14 protein-coding genes and 1 pseudogene are annotated in these 15782 nt (G+C 53.2%); 6 read left to right on the top strand and 9 right to left on the bottom strand.

Annotated elements, in window-relative coordinates; translation table 11 throughout:
• The first annotated feature begins 114 nt into the window (after positions 1-114).
• The 3 genes and pseudogenes from phoU (at position 115) to IP582_RS25125 (ending at position 4211) form a co-directional block, all read left to right on the top strand.
• Positions 115-840: a phosphate signaling complex protein PhoU gene (gene phoU, locus IP582_RS25135; protein ID WP_039080015.1), complete on the top strand. Its 726-nt coding sequence runs from the start codon at positions 115-117 to the stop codon at positions 838-840.
• Positions 841-1448: 608 nt separating this feature from the next.
• Positions 1449-2981, top strand: a pseudogene (locus IP582_RS25130) (carbohydrate porin); the annotation flags it as partial.
• Positions 2982-3032: 51 nt separating this feature from the next.
• The gene (locus IP582_RS25125) at positions 3033-4211 is read left to right on the top strand and encodes an esterase (protein WP_228007932.1); all 1179 of its coding nucleotides are present in this window, start codon (positions 3033-3035) and stop codon (positions 4209-4211) included.
• A gap of 38 nt (positions 4212-4249) precedes the next feature.
• Here the strand turns inward: IP582_RS25125 and yieH are convergent, their stop codons facing one another.
• A complete protein-coding gene (gene yieH, locus IP582_RS25120; protein ID WP_039080018.1) occupies positions 4250-4915 on the bottom strand; it encodes a 6-phosphogluconate phosphatase in 666 nt (221 codons plus the stop codon).
• A 168-nt stretch (positions 4916-5083) separates the two neighbouring features.
• Between yieH and IP582_RS25115 the strand changes: the two genes are divergently transcribed.
• On the top strand, positions 5084-6421 hold the full coding sequence (locus tag IP582_RS25115) for an NCS2 family permease (RefSeq protein ID WP_039080019.1): 1338 nt from the start codon (positions 5084-5086) through the stop codon (positions 6419-6421).
• 92 nt (positions 6422-6513) lie between these two features.
• Here the strand turns inward: IP582_RS25115 and IP582_RS25110 are convergent, their stop codons facing one another.
• The 8 genes from IP582_RS25110 to rpmH all read right to left on the bottom strand — a co-directional run bounded on the left by IP582_RS25110 (position 6514) and on the right by rpmH (position 12539).
• Positions 6514-7080: an NADPH-dependent FMN reductase gene (locus tag IP582_RS25110; protein WP_071195141.1), complete on the bottom strand. Its 567-nt coding sequence runs from the start codon at positions 7078-7080 to the stop codon at positions 6514-6516.
• Between the two features lie 20 nt (positions 7081-7100).
• Positions 7101-7847: a 4'-phosphopantetheinyl transferase superfamily protein gene (locus tag IP582_RS25105; RefSeq protein WP_193794746.1), complete on the bottom strand. Its 747-nt coding sequence runs from the start codon at positions 7845-7847 to the stop codon at positions 7101-7103.
• A 161-nt stretch (positions 7848-8008) separates the two neighbouring features.
• On the bottom strand, positions 8009-8692 hold the full coding sequence (locus tag IP582_RS25100; RefSeq protein WP_228007931.1) for a hypothetical protein: 684 nt from the start codon (positions 8690-8692) through the stop codon (positions 8009-8011).
• On the bottom strand, positions 8689-10053 hold the full coding sequence (mnmE, locus tag IP582_RS25095) for a tRNA uridine-5-carboxymethylaminomethyl(34) synthesis GTPase MnmE (RefSeq protein WP_193794745.1): 1365 nt from the start codon (positions 10051-10053) through the stop codon (positions 8689-8691). Before mnmE ends, IP582_RS25100 begins: the two co-directional genes overlap by 4 nt.
• Before the next feature lie 103 nt (positions 10054-10156).
• Positions 10157-11800: a membrane protein insertase YidC gene (gene yidC / locus IP582_RS25090; protein WP_039080024.1), complete on the bottom strand. Its 1644-nt coding sequence runs from the start codon at positions 11798-11800 to the stop codon at positions 10157-10159.
• Between the two features lie 2 nt (positions 11801-11802).
• The gene (gene yidD, locus IP582_RS25085) at positions 11803-12060 is read right to left on the bottom strand and encodes a membrane protein insertion efficiency factor YidD (protein ID WP_072039764.1); all 258 of its coding nucleotides are present in this window, start codon (positions 12058-12060) and stop codon (positions 11803-11805) included.
• Positions 12024-12383, bottom strand: a complete 360-nt coding sequence (gene rnpA / locus IP582_RS25080) for a ribonuclease P protein component (RefSeq protein WP_071195137.1) — start codon at positions 12381-12383, stop codon at positions 12024-12026. The genes yidD and rnpA overlap by 37 nt, the downstream gene beginning before the upstream one ends.
• Before the next feature lie 15 nt (positions 12384-12398).
• Positions 12399-12539, bottom strand: a complete 141-nt coding sequence (gene rpmH / locus IP582_RS25075; protein WP_000831330.1) for a 50S ribosomal protein L34 — start codon at positions 12537-12539, stop codon at positions 12399-12401.
• 653 nt (positions 12540-13192) lie between these two features.
• On the opposite strand from rpmH, the gene dnaA reads away from it, so the two are divergent.
• Positions 13193-14590, top strand: coding sequence for a chromosomal replication initiator protein DnaA (gene dnaA, locus IP582_RS25070; RefSeq protein WP_193794744.1), 1398 nt, complete (start codon positions 13193-13195; stop codon positions 14588-14590).
• Positions 14591-14594: 4 nt separating this feature from the next.
• Entirely contained in the window at positions 14595-15695 is a 1101-nt protein-coding gene (gene dnaN / locus IP582_RS25065) for a DNA polymerase III subunit beta (protein ID WP_039080027.1), read from the top strand.
• Positions 15696-15782 lie beyond the last annotated feature (87 nt).

The following is a 15782-nucleotide window of genomic DNA, read 5'->3' as shown; positions in this document are numbered from 1 at the left end:
CTAACTGTGTTGGCTGCCTTTGTTCACCCCGGTCGTGCCATATAATGCGCCCCGGGGATTCGCTCAGTTGCCGCCTTGTTATAGCCCAAAAATAGTTGGGCATCAGGAGACACCATGGACAACCTCAATCTTAACAAACATATTTCCGGCCAGTTTAACGCCGAGCTGGAAAGTATCCGCACTCAGGTGATGACCATGGGTGGGATGGTAGAGCAACAACTTTCTGACGCGATCACTGCGATGCATAACCAGGACAGCGAGCTGGCTCAGCGCGTTGTTGAGGGTGATAAGCAGGTGAACATGATGGAAGTCGCTATCGACGAAGCCTGTGTGCGTATTATTGCCAAGCGCCAGCCGACCGCCAGCGACCTTCGTCTGGTGATGGCGATTATCAAAACGATCGCTGAGCTGGAACGTATTGGCGATGTTGCCGATAAAATCTGCCGCACAGCGCTGGAGAAATTCTCCTCGCAGCACCAGCCGCTGCTGGTAAGCCTGGAATCTCTGGGTCGCCATACCGTGCAGATGTTGCACGACGTACTGGATGCTTTCGCGCGTATGGATATTGACGAAGCGGTACGTATCTACCGTGAAGACAAGAAAGTGGATCAGGAATATGAAGGTATCGTGCGCCAACTGATGACCTACATGATGGAAGATCCGCGCACCATTCCGAGCGTGTTAACCGCCCTGTTCTGCGCCCGTTCTATTGAACGTATCGGCGACCGTTGCCAGAATATTTGCGAATACATTTTCTATTTTGTTAAAGGCCAGGATTTCCGTCATGTTGGCGGTGATGAACTGGATAAACTGCTCGCCGGGAAAGACCCGAAAGAGTGATTTCCGCGCTCAGCAAATAAAAACGCCAGCGACATATCTGCTGGCGTTTTTTTGCTGATTTGCAGGAGAGTGTCAGATGCAAGGCACTGTTTATTTATAACCCCCACAAGCCTTCCCATTTCTTTCTCCCGAAAACCCGCCGTTCTGATTCTGGAATAAATTAACGACGTTTCTGTATCAGACCCGGTACCGGAATCTGGCCCATAAAAATGTACCGCTGCTGAAATGGTGAACTAAAAACCCGTGGTAAATCACAGTTTATTATTTTGCGCATTGCCGGTGGGTTAAAAATCGCTATGTTGTGGGCTGAAACTGGATTGCTACCGCTTTGCGGGCTAAACCTGACATCTCCCTTCTGGAGGTGCCAGGTTTTTTGTTTTTAGGGCTGAGTAAAAAACAGCCAGCCGCAAAGATGTGTCCAGTACAGGATTGTTACTGCTTTCGACAGGCAAAACCTGAACTCACACCCGATTCATCTCGGGTGGGTTCAGGTTTTTTTTTATCCAAAAAATGGTTGGATGGAAACCATGAAAAAAACAATACCCTTAATTCTGGCATCATCATTTTTATACTCAGTTACCCCTGCGATGGCCGCAACCGGAAATATGACCATCGAACAGCGCCTTGCGGCGCTGGAGAAAGATCTCAGCGAAACAAAAAAGGAATTACAGCGCTACAAGGATGAAGAGAAGAATAAGCAGGCGGTTTACTTTGCGCAGACCGCTTCTGCACCTGCTCCCGCATCTGCGACGGCAAGTACAGCGAAAACGACATCGGCCCCTGCTGCTGTGCTGGTTCAGACAGCGCCAGCGCCGGGTGCTCAGCCATCTAAAACTGAAGATGTTTCATCCATGTCGATAAAAGATCTCAGTAAGTTCGTCAAAGACGAAATTGGCTTTAGTTACAACGGTTATTTCCGCTCGGGATGGGCGACCACCACCAACGGATCGCCCAAATCCTGGGCTATCGGTTCGTTGGGGCGTTTTGGCAACGAATACACCAGTTGGTTTGATTTGCAGTTCTCCCAGCGTGTCTATAACGAAAATGGTAAGAGCGCGAAAGCTGTCGTCATGCTCGATGGTAACGTTGGGCAGTCCTATTCTGCTGGCTGGTTTGGCGACAACAGCACCAATGAAAACTACCTGCAGTTCTCTGATATCTACCTGACCACCACCGGTTTCCTGCCGTTCGCCCCGGAAGCGGATATCTGGGTGGGTAAGCACCAGCTTCCCAAATATGAAGTACAGATGCTCGACTGGAAAACGCAGCGTACTGATGCCTCTGGCGGCGTTGGGATTGAAAACATGAAGCTTGGCAGCGGTAAGCTTGATATCGCGCTGCTGCGTGAAGATATTGATCAATACGATCGCTCACTAAGCCACTCACAGAAACTCAACACCAACACCGTTGATGTCCGCTATAAAGCCATTCCGTTGTGGGATAAAGCAGAACTGATGGTCAATGGTCGTTACGCGATGGCGAACTCGACGGATACGCAGAAAGAGAACGTGAACGACAACGGGTATTACAAATGGAAAGACACCTGGATGTTTGGCACGGCGTTAACGCAGAAATTTAAAAACGGCGGTTATAACGAATTTAGCTTCCTGATGGCCAATAACTCACTGGCAAGCAGCTTTGCCCGTTACAGCGGTTCCAGCCCGTACATCGCGTTCAATGGTCGTTACTATGGCGATCACACCAACGGTACGGCGATTCGTCTGGTCTCGCAGGGCGAAACCTATTTGCGTGACGATGTGATCGTGGCCAATGCGCTGGTCTATTCACGAGGCGAAGATGTCTATAGCTATGAGACTGGCGCTCACAGTGACTTCACCAGCTATCGCGCGGTGGTACGTCCGGCGTATATCTGGGACAAATACAACCAGACGGGCGTAGAACTGGCGTATTTCAACCAGCAGAACAAAAATCAATACGGCGCGAAGTTCAAAGAGGCAGGGTATAAAACCACGCTTTACCATACGCTTAAGGTCAACACCAGTATGCTGACATCCCGCCCGGAAATTCGTTTTTATGGTACCTACATCCATGCGCTGGATAACGAACTGGATAATTTCAGCTTTGCTGATGAGAAAAATAACCAGTTTGCCGCAGGCGTTCAGGCTGAGGTCTGGTGGTAATGCCCGCTTAATAACGCTGCATGAACGACAAAAAAATACGAGGGATTTGATATGAAAAGAAACATCGCCTGTCTGACACTCGCCATCACCGCACTGCTTGGCAGCGCGGCTATTCCCGCCATTGCGGCCCCTTTTCCGGCAACCCCGGATTTGTCGGTGCCGGTCAGCCAGTATGTGACCCAGGTGAATGCCGATAAAAGCATCACCTTTCGCCTGTTTGCGCCAGCAGCAAAACGGGTGTCGGTGGTTACCGGTTCCACCCCGGACAGCTTTGTCTCCCATGATATGAGCAAAGATGAGAGCGGCGTCTGGTCCTGGAAAAGCGAATCTCTGGCGCCGAATCTGTATGAATATTACTTTGATGTGGATGGTTTCCGTTCGGTAGACACGGGAAGCCGTTTTCAGAAACCGCAGCGTCAGGTCAATACCAGCCTGATCCTGGTTCCGGGAAGTATTCTCGACGATCGCGCCGTACCGCATGGCGATCTCTTGACGGTGACTTATCACTCAAAAGCGTTGAGCTCAGAGCGTCGCGTCTATGTCTGGACACCGCCAGGTTATAACGGCAAAGGCGAGCCGCTGCCGGTCCTCTATTTCTATCATGGTTTTGGTGATACCGGTCTTTCGGCTATCGATCAGGGGCGCCTGCCGCAGATCATGGACAACCTGCTGGCCGAAGGGAAAATCAAACCGATGCTGGTGGTCGTGCCGGATACGGAAACCGACATCGCGCAGGCGGTTGCGGAAAACTATCCGCCGAAAGAGCGTCGGAAAACTTTCTATCCGCTGAATGCTAAAGCGGCCGATCGCGAACTGATGCATGACATCATCCCGATGGTTGATGCGCGGTTTAACGTACGCAAAGATGCAAGCGGGCGCGCGCTGGCCGGGTTATCGCAGGGCGGTTATCAGGCGCTGGTCTCAGGGATGAACCATCTTGATAGCTTTGGCTGGCTGGCAACCTTGAGTGGCGTAACCACCACAACCGTTCCGGATGCGGGTGTTACCGCTCAGCTTAACAAGCCTCAGGAGATCAACAAGCAACTGCATAACTTCACAGTGGTGGTCGGTGAAAAAGATTCCGTCACGGGCAAAGACATTGCCGGTCTGAAAAACGATCTTGAGAAGCAAGGCATTAAATTTGACTACAAGATGTACCCGGGTCTGAACCACGAAATGGATGTCTGGCGTCCGGCGTATGCCGAGTTTGTGCAGAAACTGTTTAAGTGATGCATTACGCCTCTCCTGTTAAGGAGAGGCGTTTACCGTTAGCGTGTAATGTTCCAGCCGCGCGCTTTCCACAATGCCGGAAGTTGCGACAACTCGGTGAACGTGGTCACCTGCGGATGGTCGATCGGTTTGTTATGCGGATCGGCACAGAAATAAAAGACTTCCATGCCTGCAGCAATACCCGACTGTGCGCCCGCCACCGAATCATCAATCAGAATGCAGCGCGTTGTATTCACATTCAGCGCTTTTGCCGCATGGAACATCAGTTCCGGGTCGGGCTTCCAGCGTTGAATATCGTAGCCGCTGAACAGCAGATTCGGGAAATGGTGCAGAAGACCGGTTTTGCCAAGTGAATGCTCCATTTTGCTTACCGGGCCGTTAGAGACCACACAGACAGGCACGGTGACTGCATCAAGTAGCTCTTTCGCCCCCGGAATGATTTCCAGCTCGGAATCAAACAGCCGCGCCACTTCGCTGCGAAATACTGGCTCCAGTTTGGTTTTGTCCAGCGTCACGCCGTGTTCTTCGCCTGTCACCTCGATTATCTCGTAGAGTTTCATGCCTTTGAAACGTTTGAACACCTCTTCAAGATCGAGCGTGATGCCAAATTCTTTAAACATATGCACATATGCGCGCGAACAGATGACTTCACTGTCTACCAGGGTGCCGTCACAGTCGAAAAATACTGCTTCAATTTGGGACATGCCGTTTCCTGTATATTGCAAGTTTATCGTTTACTTAAGGCAGATTACCCCACGCAATCGTTGCCGTATAAGCAAATTCAATGAAAAAAAGTGTGTGATAACCGTCAACATTGTCTCATTTTGGTATAGGATAGCGACGAATTTTCCCTCCTTGTTCGGAAATTGATAATGAGCCAACAACACACTACCCAGGCGTCGAGCCAAGGGTTGCTTGAGCGCGTGTTTAAACTGCGTGAACATGGCACATCGGCACGCACCGAAGTGATCGCCGGTTTCACCACGTTTTTGACGATGGTCTACATCGTTTTTGTTAACCCGCAGATTTTGGGTGTCGCCGGGATGGACACCAGTGCGGTCTTCGTCACCACCTGTCTGATTGCCGCGTTCGGCAGTATCCTGATGGGTCTGTTTGCTAACCTGCCGGTTGCACTGGCACCCGCGATGGGCCTGAATGCCTTCTTCGCGTTTGTGGTGGTGGGCGCGATGGGGCTCTCCTGGCAAATTGGGATGGGCGCGATTTTCTGGGGTGCAGTAGGTCTGCTGTTGCTGACTATTTTCCGCGTTCGTTACTGGATGATTGCCAACATTCCGGTGAGCCTGCGTGTGGGCATCACCAGCGGTATTGGTCTGTTTATCGGTATGATGGGCCTGAAAAACGCCGGTGTGATTGTGCCGAACAAAGATACGCTGGTGGCCATTGGTAACCTGACGTCTCACAGCGTCCTGCTGGGTGTTCTGGGCTTCTTTATCATTGCTGTTCTGGCTTCCCGCAATATTCATGCTGCGGTACTGATTTCTATCGTCGTGACCACTCTGCTGGGCTGGATGATGGGCGATGTGCAGTATCACGGGATTATTTCCGCGCCGCCGAGCGTGGCGAGCGTAGTGGGTAATGTTGATCTGGCCGGGTCGTTCAACATTGGCCTGGCAGGCGTTATCTTCTCCTTTATGCTGGTTAACCTCTTTGACTCCTCCGGTACCCTGCTCGGTGTGACCGACAAAGCGGGTCTGGTTGATGAGAACGGTAAATTCCCGCGCATGAAGCAGGCGCTGTATGTCGACAGTATCTCTTCCGTGGCGGGTTCGTTCATCGGTACCTCTTCGGTGACCGCCTATATCGAATCCTCATCCGGTGTCTCTGTTGGTGGCCGCACAGGTCTGACTGCCGTTGTCGTCGGCATCCTGTTCCTGCTGGTTATCTTCCTGTCGCCGCTGGCCGGAATGGTTCCTGCTTACGCTGCTGCGGGCGCGCTGATTTATGTTGGCGTTCTGATGACATCCAGCCTTTCTCGCGTAAAGTGGGATGATCTGACCGAAGCGGTCCCGGCGTTTATTACTGCCGTGATGATGCCGTTCAGCTTCTCAATTACCGAAGGGATCGCGCTGGGCTTTATCTCTTACTGTGTGATGAAGCTGTTCACTGGGCGCCTGCGTGACCTCAGCCCGTGTGTGGTTGTGGTTGCGGTGCTCTTCGTGCTGAAAATCGTCTTTATCGACGCCAAATAAGCAGTAAGCCCTTTTCGAAGAAAAGGGCTTTAGTGTTTGCGCGCTCTCCCACGCGGAGAGGGCTGGGGTGAGGGCATCACCCCGCACTTCGCTTACGCTTTTACCCGCTGAATATAGTCGCCAAAGGCCGTCAACTGCCCGGTCAGATGATCGAGCGTGCTTTGATCCACCACTTCTCCCGTCTGCTGATCGACTTTGCTTTGAATCACACCGCCCATAAATTCTGGCTTGTTCATTACCATGGCATCAAGGAAAACCAGGATTTGCCGCAGGTGATACTGGCAACGCGCGCCGCCAATCGCGCCCATTGAACTGGTCTGGATAAGCACCGGTTTGCCGGACAGCGGTTGTTCAGGAAGACGTGAAAGCCAGTCAATGGCATTTTTCAGCCCACCGGGTACGGAATAGTTATATTCCGGGGTCACAATGACCACGCCATCCGCTTCGCGAATCTGTTGTGCAATCTCTTCGATACGGGCGGGAAAACCCTCTTCCTGCTGCAAATCGGCGTCATACAGCGGAATATCACCGATGGACGGCAAAGGTAAGACTTCCATGCCCGCCGGGGCCAGTTTGGGTAGCGTCCGCGCAACCATCGCGTTAAACGATCCTTTACGCAAACTACCCAGTAACGTCACAACGTTAAGTGATGCAGACATAATGACTCCTTGCGATCGGGTCAGTTAATAATAAGGGCTTTTTCTGCTGGCAAACTGGTGAAGCGCATCAGGCGGGAGACGGGATCGTTCGCGCGTGTCTGCACGTCTGGCAGAAAGCGCCACCCATTTTTACTATCAAACTCCCAGATCTTGAGGCTCTCGATGGCCGGCGTCACCGCAACCGACCAGATCAAGACGTCCTCAGCATCACATAAAACTTCGACCTGAGCCAGTTGGGGAACGCGCAGTCGTCCGGCGCCAGGTAGCAGTTGCAACATGCCGGGGGAATCCTGCATTTGATTGAGAAGCTTAAGCACGCTTTGTCTCAGGGTTGAGAGCTGCGCCTGTGCTTCGTTGGGATCGTTCTGGTTGTTGATCCAGAGCTGTTCGTTGCTGCTGAACTGCCAGGATTTTTGTGCATGGGGGCTGTGAAAACTGCGGGTGGCGCGCTGTAACTCCATGTCCAGACCACACTCGCCTTCGGTAGTGATCGCCACGCCAACCATATTTCCGGCGTATGCCAGAGAGAAATGTGGCAGGCCAGGATCGGAAAATTTCGGGCGTCCGCTGGATTCAATTATGATGTCCGGGAGTTCGCTGATGCCATAAAGCATAAATATCATTTCAGCGAGCAGTGCCCGTGAAGCCAGATAGCGCGACTGCTGGTGTTCAGGAAGTTGCCGGGCGCTGTTATGACAGGCCTGGGAGAGCCGCGTTGAAACTAAACATCCCTCTGAGAGGATCCCTCGTGCAAAATGCGTTGCCATTTTCCCTCCGTGATAATGGTCTGATGCAGGAAACGATAATCAACATTATCGCGCATACCGCATAGGTTTTAATGCGGAAAAACGCTGATGAAAAGGCCAATCTGGCCACATTTACAATAAATTTAGTCAATATGTGCCCATCTACATATTTCCTGCACAATTCATTCAATCGGCAGCACGCGTGTCCAGTTGTAATTCACCTGAGCCAGTTTCAGAGTCCCTTCTACGCTGCCGTAGCGTTGCTGGCGATTTGCGAGGAAAAAGTGCCGTAATGATGGGGCCAGGTATTGTGCCTGATAACGTAATAGCGTTGTGTGCCAGAATGGCGGTGGCAGGGGGGTATGCGCATGGCGGTCAATCAGATGATTGCGCCAGGGGGAGGCCAGTAGCGCGTCGCAAAATTGCTGGCGTGCCTGTTGGCTTTTTTCATCGGGAATACCAGCCAGCAAAATCTGACCCGGTAGCGCAACCAGCCGTAGTCCATTTATGCGCACAGTATGTTGCCGCCAGCGCTGCCAGAGCGTCAGTAAAGAGGCCATATTCTCAGGCGGCTCTGCGGCGCTATAAAGCGGCAGCGTGATCGGGAGAAAGGTAAAGTGCAGGCCGTCGGCGGGCATGACATCGGCCAGCGTATCATCGCTCACCCGTATCGCAAGCTGCTGGCGCAGCGAGGCGACGGCAGTGGAAAGAGGGGGCTGAATCCCGCTCGCCAGCGCCAGTTTGTGCGGGTCGTAATAAGCTTGTTGCATGATCTCGCCGCAATCAGGCGCCTTCTGCCAGGCGACCAGCGTGCGTTCACTGGTCGCTTCGTAGAGGGCGGACAGGGCATCGGCCATCTGGCTCATTTACCGATACAGAAGCTGGAGAAAATACGGCCCAGCAGATCGTCGGAGGTAAACTCACCGGTGATCTCACTCAATGCCTGCTGTGCCAGTCTCAGCTCTTCTGCCAGCAGTTCGCCTGCCCAGGCACCCAGTAGCTGCGCTTTACCCTGTTCAAGGTGACTGGCAGCGTCTGAGAGCGCCTGCAGATGGCGACGACGTGCCAGGAAGCCGCCTTCCATATTGGTATCAAAGCCCATGCTCTGCTTGAGATGATTACGCAACTCATCCACGCCTTCGCCAGTACGTGCCGACAGGCGGATAAGTGAGTGACCATTCACATCGCTGATGCCTGGCGTTTCACCGGTCACATCCGATTTGTTACGCACCACGGTAATGGGCAATTTGGCGGGCAGACGTGCAATAAAATCCGGCCAGATATCCGCCGGGTCAACGGCGCTGGTGGTAGTGCCATCCACCATAAACAGTACGCGGTCTGCCTGTTCAATCTCCTGCCAGGCACGTTCAATGCCGATACGCTCAACTTCGTCGCTGGCATCGCGCAGCCCGGCGGTGTCGATGATATGCAGCGGCATACCATCGATGTGGATATGCTCGCGCAGCACGTCGCGGGTAGTGCCGGCGATGTCGGTCACGATCGCCGCCTCACGGCCAGCCAGTGCGTTCAGCAGGCTCGATTTCCCGGCGTTTGGACGGCCGGCAATCACTACCTTCATCCCTTCGCGCAGCAGGCTGCCCTGGCGCGCTTCGGCGCGCACGGCATCCAGATCGCCCATCACGCTGTTAAGCTGAGCTTCAATTTTGCCGTCAGACAGGAAGTCGATTTCCTCATCCGGGAAATCAATAGCCGCTTCCACGTAGATACGCAGGTGAGTGAGTGCTTCCACAAGGTGATTAATGCGTGCGGAAAACGCCCCCTGCAGCGAGTTCAGCGCCGAGCGTGCCGCCTGTTCTGAACTGGCATCAATCAGATCGGCAATGGCTTCCGCCTGGGCTAAATCGAGCTTGTCATTGAGGAATGCTCGTTCGGAGAACTCTCCCGGTTTCGCAATGCGTACGCCCGGAAGTGTCAGAATACGTTTGAGCAGCAGATCGAGGATCACCGGGCCGCCGTGGCCCTGCAGTTCCAGCACGTCTTCGCCAGTGAATGAATTCGGGCCTGGAAACCACAGCGCGATGCCCTGATCTAACGCGGTGCCGTCGGCATCCCTAAACGGCAGATAGTCGGCGTAGCGCGGTTTTGGCAGCTTACCCAGCACGGCTTGCGCGACATCACGCGCGTTGAGGCCGGAAATACGCAGGATACCAACGCCACCGCGTCCCGGTGGGGTAGCCTGGGCGACGATCGTGTCGTTATGGCTCATGATATGTCCCATTGAATCCCAATAAAAAGGGCGGTCATGAGACCGCCCTGTCATTACTATTCTGATTACCGGGTGGCGCTACGCTTACCCGGCCTTCACCGAATCAGGAGCTTTTCTTCTCGCGGCTATGCAGCCCACGTTTCTCCAGACCACGGTAAATCAGCTGCTGCTGAATAATGGTCACCAGGTTGCTGACGATATAGTACAGCACCAGACCTGACGGGAACCACAGGAAGAACACCGTAAAGATGACCGGCATAAAGGTCATGATCTTCTGCTGCATCGGGTCGGCCACGGTGGTCGGAGACATCTTCTGAATGAAGAACATCGTCACGCCCATCAGGATCGGCAGGATGTAGTACGGGTCTTGTGCAGACAGGTCATGGATCCACAGGGCGAACGGCGCATGGCGCAATTCAACGGAACCCATCAGCATGTAGTACAGCGCAAGGAAGATTGGCATCTGGATAACCAGCGGGAAGCAACCACCCAGCGGGTTAACTTTCTCTGCTTTGTACAGCGCCATCATTTCCTGGCTCTGACGCTGCTTGTCATCGCCCAGACGCTCACGCATTGCCGCAATCTTCGGCTGCAGCATACGCATTTTCGCCATGGAGGTGTACTGCGCTTTAGTCAGCGGGTACATGATGCCACGAACGATAAAGGTAATTGCGATGATGGAGAAGCCCCAGTTACCCAGGAAGCTGTGGATCCATTTCAGCAGTTTGAACAGCGGCTGAGAGATAAACCACAGCCAGCCGTAATCCACGGTCAGATCCAGGTGCGGCGCAACGGCAGCCATTTTATCCTGAATTTCCGGGCCGACCCACAGGGTGCTGCCCAGCGTACTGGTTTGACCCGGCTGAACCAGAACCGGTTCAGATTTATAACCGATAGCGGCAATACCGTTGCCCAGGTTCGCCGTGTAGAAGTTATTGGTGCCTTCGTTACGCGGAACCCATGCGGTAGCGAAATACTGCTGTAGCATGGAGACCCAACCGCCTTTTGCGCTGACGTTCAGGTTTTCGTTATCGGCGATGGTGTCAAATTTGTATTTTTCATACTTCGCGTCTGGCGTGGAGTACGCAGCGCCACGGAAAGTATGCAATGCAAAGTTGCTGCTGCCGGTGTCGCGGTGCGACGGCAGATTGATGGACTGTTTCAACTGACCGAAAGTAGCGACTTCCAGCGGTTTCTCGCCGGCGTTCTGCACATTGTAACCTACGTTCACCGCATATTCACCGCGTTTCAGGGTGAAGGTTTTGGTGAAGGTGTTACCAGCAGCATCGGTATAGGTCAGCGGAATGGCCAGTTCGTTCTGGCCATCAGCCAGCACAAACGCATCTTTTTCACTGTTGTACAGAGGACGTGGGCCGTTCGCCGGATTATCCGGGCCGTCGCGACCGGTCAGACCGCTCTGCGCCTGATAGATAAACTGCGGGGTCGTTTCCAGTAACTGGAACGGCTCGCTGGAACCCAGCTCTTTCGGATAACCCAAAAGCTGTGCCTGCTCGACATCACCACCACGGGTGTTGATAGTCAATTCCAGCACGTCGGTTTTAACCGTAATCAGTTTCCCCTGGCCACTGGCTGGTACGCCCTGGTCGGCTGCGCTACCCGCTGCGGTGGTCGTAGTCTGCGTGGTCTGCTGCTGAGGCTGAGGATTTTTATCCTGCTCCCAGGCTTGCCAGATCATGAAAGACACGAACAACAAAGCGATGACAAAAAGATTGCGTTGCGAATCCATCGTTAGTGTTCTCTGGTATTAAAGGGTCCTGGCGGGACGGGGTCGTCTCCACCCGGGTGTAAAGGGTGGCATTTTAATACGCGTTTCACTGTCAACCAACTGCCTTTTATCACTCCAAACCTGCGCAATGCCTCAATTCCATAGCGAGAGCATGACGGGTTGAAACGGCAACGCGGCCCGAGTAGCGGACTAATCAGGATTTGATAGACCCGAATCAGGCCTATCAGGAGCCGAGTGCCAGGCGACAATGGCGGCGCCATAATTTTTCCAACGCTTCCGAAAGAGCACGGTTATCGAGGTCAGCAACCCCCTTTTTCGCCACTACCACGAAATCCATTGCGGGAAGTTCATGTTGACGCAAACGAAAACTTTCACGCGTCAGACGTTTAATCCGATTGCGTTCATGTGCGCGTTTAACGTTTTTCTTAGCGACGGTAAGACCGATACGGGGATGCCCCAGCGAATTCAGGCGGCCGAGGATGGTGATTTGCGGCGTGCCAGCCCGTTGTGGCTGCTGGAAGACGAAAGTGAAATGACTGGGAGTTAACAAACGTAACTCCCTGGGAAATGCGAGCTTAACCACTCAGGGTTAGCTTTATTACTTGGAAACGGTCAGACGTGCGCGGCCTTTAGCGCGACGACGAGCCAGAACCTGGCGACCATTTTTAGTAGCCATACGAGCACGGAAGCCGTGAGAACGGTTGCGCTTCAGTACGGACGGTTGAAAAGTGCGTTTCATGGCGATTTCTACCTAAACTTGAATAAATTCAATGGCTTTTTGGATACCCGAACGAATATCGTACGACGGACGCCGAAGCCATGGGTGATTAAAGAGGCCGGATTGTAATAATTGTACACTCCGGAGTCAATTCTCTTTCCTTATAACACGCTTATTTTTGCACAGTTTCGCGTAAAAAATAAGCAGTGCTCGACGACTAAAAACGAGCAAAGCACGCCGGGTGGTGGATTATACGGCCTGGCGGGCAAAGCGCAAGGATCCGCCTGGATCTTCATTAGATCGATTAAGCAGGAAATTGGCATTACTCATTAAATTTTCCAATATGCGGCCTAAATCGTCCCGCACTGCACCTGGGATCGATTACACTTACCCGATTCCGAATCCCCCTGTGGATAAATCGTGAAGAATCTGTGATAAACAGAAGATCTCTGACGCAGTTTAGGCTATGATCCGCGGTCCCGATCGCGATCCGTGGATCGTGAACAGGGCAAAGTACACTTTCCTCAACGGTGCAATGATGCAGCCAGAAGGAAGCGTGTAAAACCGCAGATAGCGGTTCGCACGTCACCCTCGTTGGGTCTGATCGACGTGTGTCAACAATCATTAATGTTTCTGCCTTTTATTTATCGATTTTTGTTCGAGTGGAGTCCGCCGTGTCACTTTCGCTTTGGCAGCAGTGTCTTGCCCGATTGCAGGATGAGTTACCAGCCACAGAATTCAGCATGTGGATCCGCCCGTTGCAGGCGGAACTGAGCGATAACACGCTGGCTTTGTATGCGCCAAACCGTTTTGTGCTCGATTGGGTAAGAGACAAGTATCTCAATAATATCAATGGGCTGCTGAACGATTTCTGCGGTGCGGACGCCCCGCAACTGCGCTTTGAGGTCGGTACAAAGCCCGTCACGCAGGTCCACAGAGAACCTGCTCATGTCGCCACGCCTGTACAGACGACTCACGTTCAGCCGCAGCGCGCTGCGCCGGCAGTACGTCCTGGCTGGGACAACGTTCCCGCACCGGCGGAACCGACCTACCGCTCCAACGTTAACCTTAAACACACCTTTGATAACTTCGTCGAAGGTAAGTCGAACCAGTTGGCGCGCGCGGCGGCGCGCCAGGTGGCGGATAACCCAGGCGGCGCCTACAATCCACTATTCCTTTATGGTGGAACGGGTTTGGGTAAAACTCACCTGTTGCACGCGGTGGGTAATGGCATCATGGCGCGTAAACCCAACGCCAAAGTGGTGTATATGCACTCCGAGCGTTTTGTCCAGGACATGGTAAAAGCCCTGCAAAACAATGCGATCGAAGAGTTTAAACGCTACTACCGATCCGTTGACGCGTTGCTTATCGATGACATCCAGTTCTTTGCCAATAAAGAACGATCGCAGGAAGAGTTTTTCCACACGTTTAACGCGCTGCTGGAAGGGAATCAACAGATCATCCTGACGTCGGATCGTTATCCTAAAGAGATCAACGGCGTTGAAGATCGTCTTAAATCCCGCTTCGGTTGGGGGCTGACGGTCGCGATCGAGCCGCCTGAGCTGGAAACCCGCGTTGCGATCCTGATGAAAAAGGCCGACGAGAATGACATTCGTCTGCCGGGTGAAGTGGCCTTCTTTATTGCCAAGCGTTTACGCTCTAACGTGCGTGAACTGGAAGGGGCGCTGAACCGCGTTATTGCCAATGCCAACTTTACGGGCCGGGCGATTACTATCGATTTCGTGCGTGAAGCGCTGCGTGATTTGCTGGCGCTGCAGGAAAAACTGGTCACCATCGACAATATTCAGAAGACGGTGGCAGAGTATTACAAGATTAAGGTCGCGGACCTGCTGTCGAAGCGTCGCTCCCGTTCAGTCGCGCGTCCGCGCCAGATGGCGATGGCGCTGGCGAAAGAGCTTACCAACCACAGTCTGCCGGAAATTGGCGATGCGTTTGGTGGCCGTGACCATACTACCGTGCTACACGCCTGCCGCAAGATTGAGCAGTTGCGTGAAGAGAGCCACGATATCAAAGAAGATTTTTCCAATTTAATCAGAACATTATCGTCGTGACGCTATGAAATTTACCGTTGAACGTGAACACCTTTTAAAGCCGCTGCAACAAGTTAGCGGCCCGCTGGGCGGTCGTCCGACGTTGCCCATTCTCGGTAATCTGCTGCTTCAGGTTGCAGACGGTACGCTTTCGCTGACCGGTACCGATCTTGAAATGGAAATGGTGGCCCGTGTTGCGCTCGTCCAGCCGCATGAGCCCGGCGCGACTACCGTCCCGGCGCGGAAATTCTTTGATATCTGCCGTGGTTTGCCGGAAGGCGCGGAAATCGCCGTCCAGCTCGAAGGTGAGCGTATGCTGGTGCGTTCTGGTCGCAGCCGCTTCTCCCTTTCCACGCTCCCTGCCGCCGATTTCCCGAATCTGGATGACTGGCAAAGCGAGGTGGAGTTCACTCTGCCGCAGGCCACGATGAAACGTCTGATTGAAGCCACCCAGTTCTCGATGGCGCATCAGGATGTGCGTTACTACTTAAACGGCATGCTGTTTGAGACCGAAGGTGAAGAGCTGCGTACCGTGGCAACGGACGGCCACCGCCTGGCGGTCTGCTCTATGCCTGTCGGTGTGAGTTTGCCAAACCATTCGGTGATCGTGCCGCGTAAAGGGGTGATTGAGTTGATGCGTATGCTCGACGGCGGGGACAACCCGCTGACCGTGCAGATCGGCAGCAACAACATCCGTGCGCATGTTGGTGATTTTATCTTCACATCGAAGCTGGTTGACGGTCGTTTCCCGGATTATCGCCGCGTATTACCGAAAAACCCGGACAAACATCTGGATGCGGGTTGCGACATTCTTAAGCAGGCTTTTGCCCGTGCCGCCATTCTCTCGAACGAGAAATTCCGCGGCGTGCGTCTGTATGTCAGCGAAAACCAGTTGAAAATCACCGCTAACAACCCGGAACAGGAAGAAGCGGAAGAGATACTGGATGTGACCTACTCCGGTAGCGAAATGGAGATTGGTTTTAACGTTAGTTATGTGCTGGACGTACTTAATGCGCTGAAGTGCGAAAATGTGCGTATTATGCTGACGGATTCCGTTTCGAGCGTGCAGATTGAGGATGCGGCTTCGCAATCCGCAGCTTACGTTGTTATGCCTATGCGATTGTAGAATCTGCAAAGGGGCTGGTTTACTTGCCATTTCGCCTTCCGGCAGTGCTCGACAAAACGCTATGCGTTTTGGACGTCTGTAAGACGG

Source organism: Citrobacter sp. BDA59-3, from assembly GCF_015167655.1.
GTDB classification, from domain to species: domain Bacteria; phylum Pseudomonadota; class Gammaproteobacteria; order Enterobacterales; family Enterobacteriaceae; genus Phytobacter; species Phytobacter diazotrophicus.
This window is presented reverse-complemented; position numbering and strand designations above follow the sequence as displayed.

What these genes read in the sequence shown, in the direction of transcription:
- IP582_RS25100 (WP_228007931.1), bottom strand. Translation starts at nt 8,692, where the DNA reads ATGAGCCAGATGGCCGATGCCCTGTCCGCCCTCTACGAAGCGACCAGT.
- IP582_RS25110 (WP_071195141.1), bottom strand. Translation starts at nt 7,080, where the DNA reads ATGTCTGCATCACTTAACGTTGTGACGTTACTGGGTAGTTTGCGTAAA.
- IP582_RS25105 (WP_193794746.1), bottom strand. Translation starts at nt 7,847, where the DNA reads ATGGCAACGCATTTTGCACGAGGGATCCTCTCAGAGGGATGTTTAGTT.
- mnmE (WP_193794745.1), bottom strand. Translation starts at nt 10,053, where the DNA reads ATGAGCCATAACGACACGATCGTCGCCCAGGCTACCCCACCGGGACGC.
- IP582_RS25115 (WP_039080019.1), top strand. Translation starts at nt 5,084, where the DNA reads ATGAGCCAACAACACACTACCCAGGCGTCGAGCCAAGGGTTGCTTGAG.
- yieH (WP_039080018.1), bottom strand. Translation starts at nt 4,915, where the DNA reads ATGTCCCAAATTGAAGCAGTATTTTTCGACTGTGACGGCACCCTGGTA.
- rpmH (WP_000831330.1), bottom strand. Translation starts at nt 12,539, where the DNA reads ATGAAACGCACTTTTCAACCGTCCGTACTGAAGCGCAACCGTTCTCAC.
- phoU (WP_039080015.1), top strand. Translation starts at nt 115, where the DNA reads ATGGACAACCTCAATCTTAACAAACATATTTCCGGCCAGTTTAACGCC.
- dnaN (WP_039080027.1), top strand. Translation starts at nt 14,595, where the DNA reads ATGAAATTTACCGTTGAACGTGAACACCTTTTAAAGCCGCTGCAACAA.
- yidD (WP_072039764.1), bottom strand. Translation starts at nt 12,060, where the DNA reads ATGGCGCCGCCATTGTCGCCTGGCACTCGGCTCCTGATAGGCCTGATT.
- yidC (WP_039080024.1), bottom strand. Translation starts at nt 11,800, where the DNA reads ATGGATTCGCAACGCAATCTTTTTGTCATCGCTTTGTTGTTCGTGTCT.
- IP582_RS25125 (WP_228007932.1), top strand. Translation starts at nt 3,033, where the DNA reads ATGAAAAGAAACATCGCCTGTCTGACACTCGCCATCACCGCACTGCTT.